Origin of the sequence: Rufibacter roseus, assembly GCF_001647285.1 — a bacterium.
GTDB lineage: Bacteria > Bacteroidota > Bacteroidia > Cytophagales > Hymenobacteraceae > Nibribacter > Nibribacter roseus.
Genome location: NZ_LRML01000008.1, coordinates 112,682 through 126,013 on the forward strand (window position 1 = coordinate 112,682; position 13,332 = coordinate 126,013).

General features: G+C 44.5%; 9 protein-coding genes. 3 read left to right on the plus strand and 6 right to left on the minus strand.

Going from position 1 to position 13,332, the window contains the following annotated elements:
• Positions 1-115: 115 nt before the first annotated feature.
• Positions 116-568, minus strand: a complete 453-nt coding sequence (locus A8O23_RS13390) for a hypothetical protein (RefSeq protein ID WP_066622044.1) — start codon at positions 566-568, stop codon at positions 116-118.
• A 516-nt stretch (positions 569-1,084) separates the two neighbouring features.
• Positions 1,085-3,913, minus strand: coding sequence for a M16 family metallopeptidase (locus A8O23_RS13395; protein WP_066622046.1), 2,829 nt, complete (start codon positions 3,911-3,913; stop codon positions 1,085-1,087).
• 852 nt (positions 3,914-4,765) lie between these two features.
• Between A8O23_RS13395 and A8O23_RS13400 the strand changes: the two genes are divergently transcribed.
• The 3 genes from A8O23_RS13400 (at position 4,766) to A8O23_RS13410 (ending at position 10,605) form a co-directional block, all read left to right on the plus strand.
• Positions 4,766-5,938, plus strand: coding sequence for a Gfo/Idh/MocA family protein (locus A8O23_RS13400; RefSeq protein ID WP_066622048.1), 1,173 nt, complete (start codon positions 4,766-4,768; stop codon positions 5,936-5,938).
• Positions 5,939-6,424: 486 nt separating this feature from the next.
• Entirely contained in the window at positions 6,425-7,441 is a 1,017-nt protein-coding gene (locus A8O23_RS13405) for an MBL fold metallo-hydrolase (RefSeq protein ID WP_239693405.1), read from the plus strand.
• 245 nt (positions 7,442-7,686) lie between these two features.
• Positions 7,687-10,605, plus strand: coding sequence for a PAS domain-containing sensor histidine kinase (locus A8O23_RS13410; RefSeq protein ID WP_074988382.1), 2,919 nt, complete (start codon positions 7,687-7,689; stop codon positions 10,603-10,605).
• A gap of 26 nt (positions 10,606-10,631) precedes the next feature.
• On the opposite strand, the gene A8O23_RS13415 is transcribed toward A8O23_RS13410, so the two are convergent.
• The 4 genes from A8O23_RS13415 to A8O23_RS13430 all read right to left on the minus strand — a co-directional run bounded on the left by A8O23_RS13415 (position 10,632) and on the right by A8O23_RS13430 (position 13,312).
• A complete protein-coding gene (locus A8O23_RS13415) occupies positions 10,632-11,021 on the minus strand; it encodes a hypothetical protein (protein WP_066622054.1) in 390 nt (129 codons plus the stop codon).
• 412 nt (positions 11,022-11,433) lie between these two features.
• Positions 11,434-12,366, minus strand: a complete 933-nt coding sequence (locus tag A8O23_RS13420) for a pyridoxal-phosphate dependent enzyme (protein WP_066622056.1) — start codon at positions 12,364-12,366, stop codon at positions 11,434-11,436.
• Positions 12,363-12,743, minus strand: a complete 381-nt coding sequence (locus A8O23_RS13425) for a RidA family protein (protein WP_066622059.1) — start codon at positions 12,741-12,743, stop codon at positions 12,363-12,365. The genes A8O23_RS13420 and A8O23_RS13425 overlap by 4 nt, the downstream gene beginning before the upstream one ends.
• Positions 12,744-12,796: 53 nt before the next feature.
• Complete coding sequence (locus A8O23_RS13430; RefSeq protein ID WP_066622061.1) at positions 12,797-13,312, minus strand: GNAT family N-acetyltransferase; 516 nt, start codon at positions 13,310-13,312, stop codon at positions 12,797-12,799.
• Positions 13,313-13,332 lie beyond the last annotated feature (20 nt).

Below are 13,332 nucleotides of genomic sequence, written 5' to 3' on the forward strand. Positions count from 1 at the left end.
TCTTCCAAAAGTATTTATAATTCTTAATTTCTAATTTTTAATTTGTCAAAGCACTAGTGCTGTTGTCTTTACCGTACCTGTTTCATACATCAGCTTCTACAAGACCTAACTTTGGTTAATACCGCAATTTAAAGCCAGTGGGCACATGTAGGGTGTCAGAATCATACATATTGATGTACAGCTTGATAGGTTCGGCCAGTCCTTCATAGGTGACGCTGTACATGTCAAGCAAACCTCCGCCCATCAATCCGTTTGGTGTTTCAAAATGACAGCAGCTGCCAATTCTGTAGTAGCTGATTTCTTCTCCATTAGGACCAGTCAGCGCGTTCAGAAACCTTCTCTCATTCATGGGGCCTTCCTGCTGCTTGGCACCGCCCACTTTTATCGGGTTTTTCTCTTCATACCCGTAGGTCTTGTCCTGGCTGAAGCTGTTAATTCTAAAGGTGTTTTGGTCGTAGAGTTCTTGCTTGACATAAGGTCCTGCAGCTTTAGACGAACTAACTTGTTTGGTTGAACCACAAGCTGCAATCACAAATGGAAGACAAATAAGTAGTAGTTTCTTTTTCATAAAATAACAGATAAGGTTTAGTAGTAAAGCTGAATATATGTTTTGTTGAATCTACTGAAATTCAAGGGGATTTGGTAACAGTTAAGTGAAATTAAATTCAATCCGATTCACTTTAATATTATGAAGTTTTATATAATGTTCAGTGGGCAAAGATTTGGTTTAGAAGTCAGTGCAAGAACAAATTGAGAATGACCCTGCTTTAAACGGTAGCTGCTTATGGAATTAAACTCTGCTCTATCCATCACTACTTCTTAAATTTTAGTGAAATATTAATTCTGCTATTGATTGTTCTGGCGCAAGCGTACGCTTGTGTCCGCACGCATGGCAGATCAGGTAGACTTATGGACACAAGCGGACGCTTGCGCCAGTGGAAATATAATTGATTTAAATTCTTTTTTTAATTGGCGAATGGTGCGTTTTAGGCCTGATTTCTAGAAATCAGGCCTAAAATATTAAAGCCTCTCTTACAGAAGTAAAAGAGGCTTCACCATTAAAAAAGTTAAGTGCTGCTGTGCGTTAATTTAGCAACACAGGCTTTCCATACCCCAAATCCTCCAGCTTTTTAAGTTGGGTAGCGGCATCACCAACAATGAGGTAATACATTCTGTCTGGGTTCACGTATTGCTGGGCTAAAGATTTTATTTGCTCTACCGTCATGCCTTGTACCAGCTCAACCCGCTGCTTGGCATAGTCTTTAGGCCAGCCGTAGGCGCTGATGCTGTTGAGCATGTTTAGTTTGGCTCCCATGGTTTCAAAGGCACGAGCCGTGCTCTTCACCAGAAATCCTTTGGTGACTTCCAGGTCTTGTGCATTAAATCTGGGGCCGTAGTTCTTTAGGATGTCTTTCACCAAGCTAGCGGATTCAAAGGTAACGTTTGACCGCACGCCGCTTTGAATAAGGAAAGGACCCGGCAGTACTGAACCGTTGAAGGATGAGTTAATGCCATAGGTGTAGCCTTTGCCTTCGCGCAGCTGCTGGGTGAGCTGAGAGGCAAAGCCACCTCCGCCCAAAATATAATTCATGACCTGCAGGCGGTAATAATCAGGGTGAGTGGCAGGTAAGGCTAAATACCCAAACCGCAGCACCGACTGTTTTGCCCCAGGAACATCATAAAAAAACACTTTAGAAGCCGTAGGGGTGGCCGGCGCATTAAACTTAGGTAAGGTTACCTCTTTGGCCTGCCACTTCTCTTCTAGTCCTTTTAATGAGCTTAGTACCGTTTGCTGTTTTACGGCGCCAACTACATGGTAAGCAGATACGGAAGGAGAGAAGTTCTGCTGATAATAGTTTTGCAAGTCTTGCAGCGTAATATCCTTTACCGATTCTTCAGTACCCAATATGTTGTGCGACAGAATATGGTCTTGTCCGTACAGCACTTTCTTGAACTGAAGACTAGCAATGGAGTTGGGGTTGGCTTTTTGGCCTTTGATCTGGCTGGTTACTTTTTGCTTGCTAAGCTCGAACTCCTGAACATCCCACCGTGGTTCTAACAGCATTTCCTGCACCAGCGCCATAGTGGCCTCGTAATTACGCGCCAAGGTTCTGCCGCTTACGGTAATGTTCTCTTCATCAGCGGAAACGGAAATACTGGCACCCAGGGCATCAATGGCTTCTTCTAGTTCGGCGGTAGTTTTGTTTTTGGTGCCTTTGGTCAGACTTTCTGCCAACAAGTTTGCCATGCCCACCTTTTTTGGGTTATCCAACAACAACCCACCATTGATGCGTAAGTCAAACTGTACCAATGGCACCTCCTGGTTTTCAATGCCTAACACTTGCAGACCATTGTTCAGCTTGCTTTGCCACACATCTGGCACGGTGATTTCAGGAGCTTTTCCGTAGGCAGGCTCCACAGTGCGGTCGAAGCTGGAAGGCGTTCTGGCGTAGGTGGTTTCTTTGCTCAGGTCAAAGTTTTCTTCGGCCCCCTCTACTATTTTCTCTTCCACCACATCAGCCCTTTTAGAGCCTTCCAAAGTCAGTTCTACCTGACCTTTGGGCACAAAACTGGTGGCTACGTAGGGTTTGCCTTGAATGTATTGGCGGTACACACGCATGACATCTTCCACTTTAACGGCCATCATGTTCTGGATGTCTTTTGTCACGAAACCTGGGTCGCCGGCAAAAATCTGGTACTGGGCCAGCTGAAATGCTTTGCCCTGCACGCTGGCCAGGCTATTGTAAAAAGCTACTTCCTGACCGGCCTTTATTCTATTGAGGTCGGCCTCAGAAATGCCTTCCTGCTCAAACTTGACAAAGGCCTCGGCCACAGCACCGTGTATTTTGTCCAAATCAACTTTGTCGTATCCTCTAATGCTCAACATGAGTTGACCAGCAAGTTCAGAAGTGCTGCTGTACATATTTACCCGTGGCGCCAACTGTTTATCGTCTACAATTACCTGGTTGAATGGAGCTTTCTTGCCATCGCTTAAATAGGTGGTGAGAACGCGCAGCGCATAAGAATCGGGGTGGTACTGGTACACACCAGGCCAGGCCATGGTCAGCTCAGGCAAGCGCGCAAAGTTATCTTGGTGGTACAGCTTCTTCGTTTCTGTAAGTACTGCTGGGCGTTTGGGAATAGGAGGAATCTCCGCACCTTTTTTTATTTCCCCGAAATACTTTTCTACCCACGCCTTTGCTTGCCCTGGTTCAAAATCACCAGACACCACCAGTGTCACATTGTTTGGTACATACCACTGGCGGTAGAATTCTTTCACGTCGGCTAGAGTGGCGCTTTGCAGATCATCTAAAGAACCAATCACCTGCCAGTTGTACGGATGGTCAGCAGGGTAGAGATTCTTATCAATCACGTAGGACGTATGGCCGTAGGGAGCGTTGTCATAGCTCTGCCGCTTTTCGTTCTTCACCACCTGTTTCTCTTTGGCTAATACCTGCTCGGTTACCGTGTTAATGAAGAAGCCTAGCTTGTCAGCCTCGGCCCAGATCATTTTCTCCAGTGCATCGTTAGGAACCGTTTGGTAATAATTGGTGCGGTCGCGGCTGGTAGAGCCGTTAGCCCCAGAGCCGCCAATGCGGGCGCTCATTTTGTCAAGTCCGCCTTTCCCCAGGTTTTCTGATTCCAAAAACAGCAAGTGCTCAAAAAGGTGGGCGAAACCGGTGCGGCCCTCTTTCTCTCGGGCTGAACCTACGTGGCTGGTCAAAGCTACCGCCACCACAGGGTCAGATTTATCTACATGGAAAATAACCTGTAGTCCGTTGTCAAGTGCGAATTGTTCGTACTCTACCTCAAATTTTTTCTCTGAGGCTGTTTCTGACTTGCTCAATCTCTGACAAGCCGCCAACATAGCCGGGAAGAGTAGGAGGTAAGCTACCTGCTTTACATACTTCATTTGTTCGTGTTTGTATGAATTAAAAGAAAGAGAGAAATATTTTGATTAAAAGATAATTCTATCAACACCCGAAGATAAGCCGCAGTTTCGAATAATACATTTATGCCGGGGAAGGAAACAAAGGTGGTACCATGGCTAAACCTGTTATGCTACATTTATTTATGATCCTGTCATTAGAATAAGCGCTATAAACTCCCTGCAGGAGAATGCTAGAGTATAAGGTTCACTACAAATTTCTCCGGAATCACCGCGCCTGCAGGGGCTGTATATTGACTTGCTAGCGGTAAGAAATTGCCTGCAATCTACCATAGGGCTGCAGGGGCTTTCTGTTCTGTCTTGTAAATTATATCCCCGCTTTTCTCTCTCTCCATTCTTGCCCCAGACCTGCATAATTCTGTATTTACTATTTGAAAAACGCATTGTTGACTAAAAACAAGATGTAGTAGAAACACCTTAAAAAGTAAATAAAGCTAAAAGTCCAAAAACCTGCTTCTCCTGAATTATTATAGGTTTTATGAGCAATGGCATATTCCTTCGGGAAGTAAGGCTTTACAGAAGTCTGATTTTGACTTGTTTTCTTTAAAGAGGCCTAAAACACAAAAAGGTTTTTCATGCGTATCAGTGGAGGAGAAGGAAAGGTGTGACTGACATTCTTTGATGCATTCAGCAGATAGAAAAGTGAAAACGACTTGAAGGCAAAGTCGCCCATACATCTACCAAAGTACGGCGGACGATGAGGCTGATGGATCTTAGGATGCTTTGGAATCTGCCTACTCAATTTGACACAATAGATAATTGATGATCTAGAACTTTATCTTTTATTCCAAAAGAGCATGTTTAATTAGCTTCTCCATGAAAAGAAAAGACAATTCTCAGAATAACAGCCGCCGTACCTTTCTCAAGGGTATAACCTTTACCCTGGGTTCTTCTATCATTGGCTTTCCGCTCTTGTCATGCAATGCAGATAGGCCCGCAGATACCACTGATCAGGAAATGCCAGCTGGTACTGATGGTAGTCAGAATCGAAAGCTGGGTATAGCACTGGTAGGGTTAGGCGGATATAGCACAAACCAACTTGCTCCTGCTTTGCAGGAAACGAAGAACTGCTACCTGGCGGGTATTGTAACCGGTACTCCTTCCAAAGCCGAGGCCTGGAAAGCCAAATACAACATACCAGACAAAAACATCTACAACTACCAGAACTTTGATCAAATTATAGATAACAAAGACATTGATATTGTGTACGTGGTTTTGCCCAATGCCATGCACGCGGAGTATACCATACGGGCCGCCAAAGCCAAAAAGCATGTGATCTGTGAGAAGCCAATGGCTACCTCGGTAGAAGACGCGCAGCGCATGCTGGAGGCTTGCCGCGAAAACAACGTGCATCTGGCCATCGGGTACCGGCTACACTATGATCCTTTTCATCAACGGGTGATGGAGCTAGGCCAGAACCAAGTATTTGGGAAAGTGCAGAGTATCAAATCACATAATGGCTTTGCTATGGGTAGCGGCTCTTCAAACAGTTGGCGAGTAGATAGAGAACGTTCTGGCGGAGGCCCGCTCATGGATATGGGCATTTACTGCGTGCAGGGGGCATGTTACACCATGGGCAAGGCGCCTGTTGCCGTGACTGCCAAGTTTGGAGAAGTAACCAGACCTGAGTTATTCAAAGAGGTGGAGCAGTCTATCAGCTGGCAGATGGAGTTTGAGAATGGGGTAATAGCAAACTGCCACAGCAGCTATGCTCAACGAGAAGACTTATTAGAGGGTACAGCAGAGAAAGGCTGGTGGCGCTTGGGGCCTGCCTTTGGGTATGAAGGAAAGCAAGGCCAAACAAGCCAAGGCAAAATGGATTATCCTAATATCTTTGAGCAAGTAAAGCAAATGGATGGGCAAGCAGAAAGCTTCAGAAATGGCCAACCTTCTATTGTGCCCGGCGAGATGGGTTTGAGGGATGTGAAGATTCTGATGGCCATCTATGAATCTGCTCGGGCCGGAGGAAAACGTGTTGAAATAAGCTAGAGCAGAATATTTCATATGCTTGTTTTTGCTGTTTTTCGTAAAACAGCCCAAAAACATACTGGATGATTCAACTTAATATGCTCATAAAAATAGGCGTATATTTCCAACCTTTATTTTGCCGGAACAATAAATGAGTTGCCAGTCTAGTGATAGCTCTGCCGAAGAAAATGTAACTTCTTAGATTCCATAAAAGGCTAGAGGTTGAATTCTTTTACCTTTGTGTGACTACTATTAGGCCTTATTCAGGAAACGAAAGAAATATTAAGGCTTATAATTTAATTCGTTGATGCCTCTCCTTTGAAGCACAACCAACCATTTTTATCATAAACAAGACCGTTCAAACTTAACGGGCGGCTACTTGTTCTTTACTACACTAAGCACATGAATTTCAGGATGCAAAGGAAATATAGTTTACGCTTTTTAGGTCTAGCAGTACTTCTGGCTTTAGGCGGCACCGGTTGCTATATAAATAATCAGATTGGAAAGTTGAAATCAGAGGACCAGCGCAAAGATGAATACTCTAAACTTTCCTATTATTCTTCTGAGAAAGATGAATTTGTTAGTCCTAAAGAGATTGTATATTATTCAGAACAAGTAACAGGAGGGAAGTCTGGGTTTTGGAGGTTCTTCAAAAAGTCACCCAATGCCCCTGAGTTTGAATTACCTAAACAAATAATCACGAAAAAGGATTTTCCGGAAACACCTTCTTCTTATGCTGCATACTGGTTAGGGCACTCCACTGCTATCATTGAATTAGACGGGTACCGTATTTTAATGGACCCGGTGTTTGAGAATGCTGGTCCGTTACCAATAATAGCCAGAAGAATGAGTGCTCCTCCTTTGCTACGGGAAGAGCTTCCAGACATAGACATTGTCATCATCACCCATGACCACTATGACCACCTGGAGACAGAAACTATAAAGTATCTGGCAGATAAAAACATACAGTTTATTGTACCGCTAGCCATAGGAGCCAGATTAAAGGGCTGGGGTGTTCCAGAGAATAAAATCACAGAGTTAGCCTGGGATCAATCTGTAAATCATGGATCATTGAGAATAACCGCTTGCCCAGGGGTACATTATTCAGGTAGAAGTTATAATGACAAAAATAAAACTTTATGGGCTTCTTATGTTATCAAAGGAGAAAAGAGGAACCTGTTTTGGAGCGGTGATACGGGGTACAGCGAACACTTTAAGGAAATAGGCAGAAAGTACGGTCCATTTGACCTAACTTTTATGGAAATAGATGCATGGAACAACGGTTGGCCCAACACGCACCTTTTCCCGGAACAGGTAATCAAAGCCTGTCAGGATATAGAGACTGAGCTCCTGTTTCCCATCCATTACTCCACCTTTGATTTAGCGCTTCACACCTGGGATGAATCCATTAATAAGGTTTCTGATTTGGCTTCCCAGAATAACATAAAAATTGTGACGCCAATTATGGGCCAGAAAGTAATTCCGGGTGAAACTTCAACCACAAAATGGTGGGTGTCACAATAAATACCAGAAGAAAGAAAACTTTCATTTCGATTTATTGTAGCGCCTAACGTTCTAATAAGTTTGCGAAGGTGCAGATGTTATAAAGATGTAGCTTTACCAAAGCTGCCATCATACGTATTAATACTGCTTAAGGCAAGTTAATATATGAAGAACCCCATTTAGTAGTTTTCATTTCATACAAAGCGCATTGTCCACATCCCTCTCAAAATGGTACAGAAAAGCACTAACATAAATATGCCACAAACATGAGAGACAATATTCTTGACCATATATTGAACTACTCACCCGATATGATCTGCACCATTGATGTGGCGGGGAGATTTATTCAGGTAAGTGAGGCCAGCAGCCGGATTTTGGGCTACGGTAAGGAAGAACTGGAGGGGCAGTTGACTTTAAATTTCTTGCGTCATGAGGACAGAGCCGCCACAATAGAAATTCTAAAATCCATCAGGGAAGGAAAAACAGAAACAGAGTTCGAAAATACTGCCATCGGCAAAGATGGTCAAGAAGTCCCTTTGCTCTGGTTAGTGGTGTGGCTGGAAGAGGAAGACTATTTTTTATGTATATCAAGAAACGTTACCGCGCAGAAGCAGGCTGAAAAGGAAATGCGCAGACAAGAAGCGGTTCAGCGGGTCTTGGTAGACCATAGCTCAGACATGCAGGCGCTGCTAGATGCCAACGGAAATTATCTTTATGCGTCCGTTGCGGAGTCTTATGAAAAGGCTTTTGGGTACCGACCAGATGAGATAATGGGGGAAAATGCGTTTAGCTTAATTCATCCAGAGGATGTTGCCAGAATTGAACAGGCCTTTTCGCTTCTTCTCCAATCCAAAGAAATTATACAGATTTCAGATATCCGGTTCAAGGCCTCCAGTGGGGAGTGGCGATGGGTAGAAACAACAGCAAGTAACCAACTGGAAAACCCAGATGTGCAAGCCATTGTCGTCAGTTCTAGCGACATCACTGAAAAGAAGCAATTCCAGTTTAAATTACAGGAAAGTGAGCAGCGATTTAAATCTCTGTTCGAAAACAATCCGGATATAGTACTCTTCCAAAATGAGGCGGGAACAATATTGGATGCGAATCCTGCTTTCCTCTCCTTTAAGGGTAAACAGAAGGAAGAGGTGGTAAATCAGCCGCTGGCAGCTTTCCTGCCGCCGGAGGTAGTGCCGCTATTCAGGCAGAAGCTGCGGGAGGCCTTCTCCGGCAACGAAGTCAGCTTTGAAGCAGAAATGACCTTTGAGAAGATAGGGTACAAAGTACTGAGTGTGGTGAAAGTACCTTTGTTCATTGCGGGAAAGATAGAAGGGGTTCACGCCGTTATGAAAGACATCACGGAGGTGAAACAGGCCAACAAAACTATTGAGCGGCAGGCCCAAAAGCTAAATACCATCTTTGAGAGCATCACTGACGCTTTTTTTACTTTAGACAAGAACTGGAACTTCACTTACACCAACACAGAGTTTGACAAGGTGCTGCTTACAGACAGCAGAGGGTTTATAGGCAAATGCATCTGGGACATATACCCGGAGGAGACCACCAGAGTCTTCTACAGAGAATATCACCGGGCTGTGGAAACAGGAATTTCCGCCCATTTTGAGGCGTATCTGGAGCGGCTTGACAAATGGCTTGAGGTAAAAGCCTATCCCTCTGATGAGGGCCTCTCCGTTTATTTTAGTGATGTAACCACGCAGGTGCACCAGAAGCAGGAGCTTGAGAAGCTTTCTCTGGTGGCAAGTAAGACTTTCAACTCCGTAGTCATCATGGACAAAGAGTATCGGATAGAGTGGGTAAACGCAAGTTTTACGAGGCTTACCGGCTACACCCTACCTGAGGTGGAGGGCAAAAAACCTTTCGAATTGCTGCTGGGGGAAGAGACTAACCCAGTCACTGCCCAGCGCATCAGGAACAAGGCTAAGAAGGCCGAGCCAATGAAGGAAGAGGTGCTGGTGTACAAAAAATCAGGGGAGAAACGCTGGTTTGAGGTGGAGGTAACGCCTGTTCTCAATGAGGCTGGAAAGGTGGTCAGAATTATAGGGATGCAGACGGACATAACCGAGAAGGTATTTCAAAGGAAGGAACTTGAGAAGCTGTCACTGGTGGCCAGCAAGACGAGCAACAGTATCATCATCATGGATGCCCAGAGGCGGGTGGAGTGGGTAAACGAAGGCTTCAGTAGAATGACGGGATACACGCTTGAAGAGGTTGCCGGCAGAAACCCAAGGGAGTTTTTACCTGGCCCTGACACCGACCAGGTAGAGTTGCAGAGGGTCAGCCAAAAAATTGCGGAGGTGGTTCCGTTCAACTCTAACTTCATCAGTTACCGAAAGTCAGGTGAGCCTTTCTGGCTTGCAATGGATGTATCCCCGGTAAGGGACGCAGCAGGCAGCATTACTCATTTTATCGCTATCCAGAAGGATATCACTTTCCGGAAAGAGGCAGAGGCCAACCAGGAGAAGATGAGCCAGACCCTGTACCGACAGAACAAGGACCTGGAGCAGTTCACCTACATCGTCTCCCATAACCTTAGGGCGCCGGTCGCCAACCTGATGGGCTTAACCGATTTAGTGGGAAGTATTGACCCTTACTCAAAGCAATTCAGTGTAGCGGTATCTAACCTAAGACAAAGCGCCCATAGGCTAGACACGGTCCTCAAGGACCTGAATACCATCCTCAGTATTCGGGACAGCAAGGGGCATATGGAGCGGGAAGAGGTAGACGTTCATCTGAAAATAGAACAGGTGCTCACCTCTTTGCAGGAGCGGCTCGAGGCTTGCGGAGGCAAGATGACGGTAGACTTGGAAGAGGGCCTTTGCCTTTGGGGAAGCAAAGCGTACCTGTACAGCATATTCTATAACCTGCTGTCAAACGCCATTAAGTTTAGATCAAGGAAACGTCCGCTCCAAGTGCAAATTAAGGCCAAAAGCGACGCTGAGGGAGGGGCTACAATTACCTTCTCTGACAACGGTTCAGGGTTTGACACTGAAAAAGCCAAGTACAGGGTTTTCGGACTTTACCAACGGTTCCACCATGAGGTAGAGGGAAGAGGGATTGGTCTGTACTTGGTGAAAGCACATATTGAGGCAATGGGCGGACAAATAGAGGTGACTAGCGTGGTTGGAGAAGGCACAACTTTCCAAATCTTTTTGTCTAAAGTATTGTAAAAAGCCTTCCTGAAGTGGCTATGAGGTCAGGTAATTAGCCATTCAAGGGCAAGAGATCTAGAGGGGAATAATTTAACTTCCAGCGGAAAGTCCATGGAAGTACTTAGGTAACATAAAATCTGCAGTAGGTTGTTATCCCAATGAAAGTCGGTTGACTCGAGCAAGGCAACCCGTTTAAGTGCGGTAAAGGGAGCTACTTTTAAACCGAAGTTGATGATTGGTTCAGAAACAGTACCGCCCTGTGGCTGTCCTGAGTCTAAAATTAACTCGGAGATATGTCTTTCTCTAATCGTTACGAAAAGAGAAACAAAGGATCTGAAGAATTCAGGAGAGTTGACGCTCTCAAGGGTTGGCCAACTGGCAATAAGCCTTTTCCCTTCTATCTCCAACTGCATAACCCCAGCCTGTACTTCCATACTCCCAATCCTCCCTGAAGAAGTGTCATTAAAATCTAAATTGCAAATTTAATGTACCTAAATTTGTCAAGCAAGTTTTTTTATCTTAGCCCCTGCACCTATGACAGGTCTGACAATAATGTTCTGTAGAGGCATATGAGTGAATTCTTCTATACATTCGGAAAGAGGAAGAAAGTATCCATGTAATAAAGGAGAAGCAACTTGCATTTTTAATAAGTACACATAAAAACAAGTGACCGAAGTCCAATAAAAAGCCCTTCAGTGAAAGTTAAAGGACTTTTTAGTAGTGCCCGGGAATGAATGAACGAATTTTATACCCATACATTTGATCGTTGCCATTGATTACTTGTTAGTAGGAGAGGAGTGGTCATGATACTCTTTAAATTCAAATAACCGTCAGCAACTACATCAATTAAAACGGCAACTTCTGCACGTCTACTTTGCCACCTGATAGTATAATCCCTACCCTTTGGTTTTTCAGTGTCCCCTTTTCTTTTAATAATCCAGCAAACGCAACAGCACTTGAAGGCTCTACCACAATTTTCATTCTTTCCCAAATCAAGCGCATGGCCTCTACAATCTCCTCTTCCTCCACCAGCACAATATGGTCAATTCCTTTTTTGATAATCGGGAAATTAACGTCGCCTAATTGCGTCTTAAGTCCGTCGGCAATGGTGGATTTGTTATCGTGCGTTTCAATTTTATTTGAAATTAAGGAGCGGTAAGCGTCATCTACAAGAGCGGGTTCTGCTCCTACAACTTTTATTTTCGTTGAAAAATTTTCAGCTGCCAGTATTGTGCCTGCAACCAAACCCCCGCCTCCTACAGGAGCATAGATACAGTCCAAATCAGGATAGTCCTCAAGCAGTTCCAATGCTGCGGTTCCTTGTCCTAATATCACATCCAGATCATTGGAGGGATGGATAAAAGTCAAGCCTTTTTCTGCCACCAGACGATTGGAATATGCTTCTCTTGCTTCATTTGTCGGGGGGCACTCCACTACAATGCCTCCATACCCTTTCACAGCGTTCTTTTTTACGGTGGGTGCGGTGGAAGGCATCACTACATAGGCGGCTATACCTAAGCTTTTAGCGGCTAGTGACAGAGCTTGGGCAAAGTTTCCGGATGAATGTGTCACCACACCCTTCTGTTTCTGCGCATCCGTTAACTGCATAATGGCGTTTACAGCCCCGCGCATTTTGAATGCACCCATACGCTGGAAGTTCTCGCATTTGAAGAACAGCTCACAGCCCGCTATTTCATTAAGCAAGTTGGATGTCAGGACTGGTGTTCTATGGATGAATGGGTTTATCCTTTCCTGTACTTCGACTAATAGATTTTTCATTCCTTAATCTCTGCTATGAGTTCTACTTCTAACTGGTAACCATAGTGTAAAGCTGGCACGGGTACCACGGTTCTTACCGGCTTGTGGTCTCCCATGAAAGAGGCGTAAAGTTTATTGAACTCCGGCCATAAACTGACATCGGAAATGTAGGCTGTTACTTTCACTATCTTCTCCTTTTCCGTATCTGATGCGTGCAATATTTGAAGTATGTTCTCAAAAACTACTTCGAATTGCCTTTCAAAAGGTTCGTCATGATGATGCGTTCCATCTGTTGAAACAGGTAACTGGCCAGAAACAAACAATAGGTTATTGGAGATGATGGCTGTGCTGTAATGCCCATTTGCGGCAGGCAGTTGTTCATTCGTGATTATTTTCATGAAGCTGTGGTCAAATTAATAGTAATGATGTCAATATTGCTGCTAACTGCTCTCTAAGCATTTTTAGTCAGCATTTTCTCGAATGCTTTTCTCGGGCTTCCTCTAAAATATACCTCCCCGCAATAGACATAGCCTGCCTTTTCAAAGGTCTTCATCATAGCAACGTTATCAAAGTTGGTGTCTGCTTTAATGCTGTAGATGTGGTTGCTGAGCGCATAAGCTTCTATAAAATCCAATATCTTTTTGGCCAGACCTTTCCCTAAGTGATTCTCAGAAATGGCTACCCGGTGAAACACGACAAAATCACTGTCCGTTAGCCACTTCCCTTCAATACGGGCATACTCAGGCTCGTCATTGATCAATACTGCGGTATAGCCAACTATGGCCTCACCTTCAGTCAACACAAATCCCACTCCTTTTTCAAGGTCATTCCTTACAACTTCCGGATTCGGGTAACCATCCTGCCACTGATTGCTGCCATCCGCTTTTCTGCGTTTAATAGCTCCTTTGAGGATATCCCAAATTTGATTTTGCTCCGCCAAGGTGGCTTTTCTGAAGTTATATTCCATTGGTAAGTTGAAATGAAGTT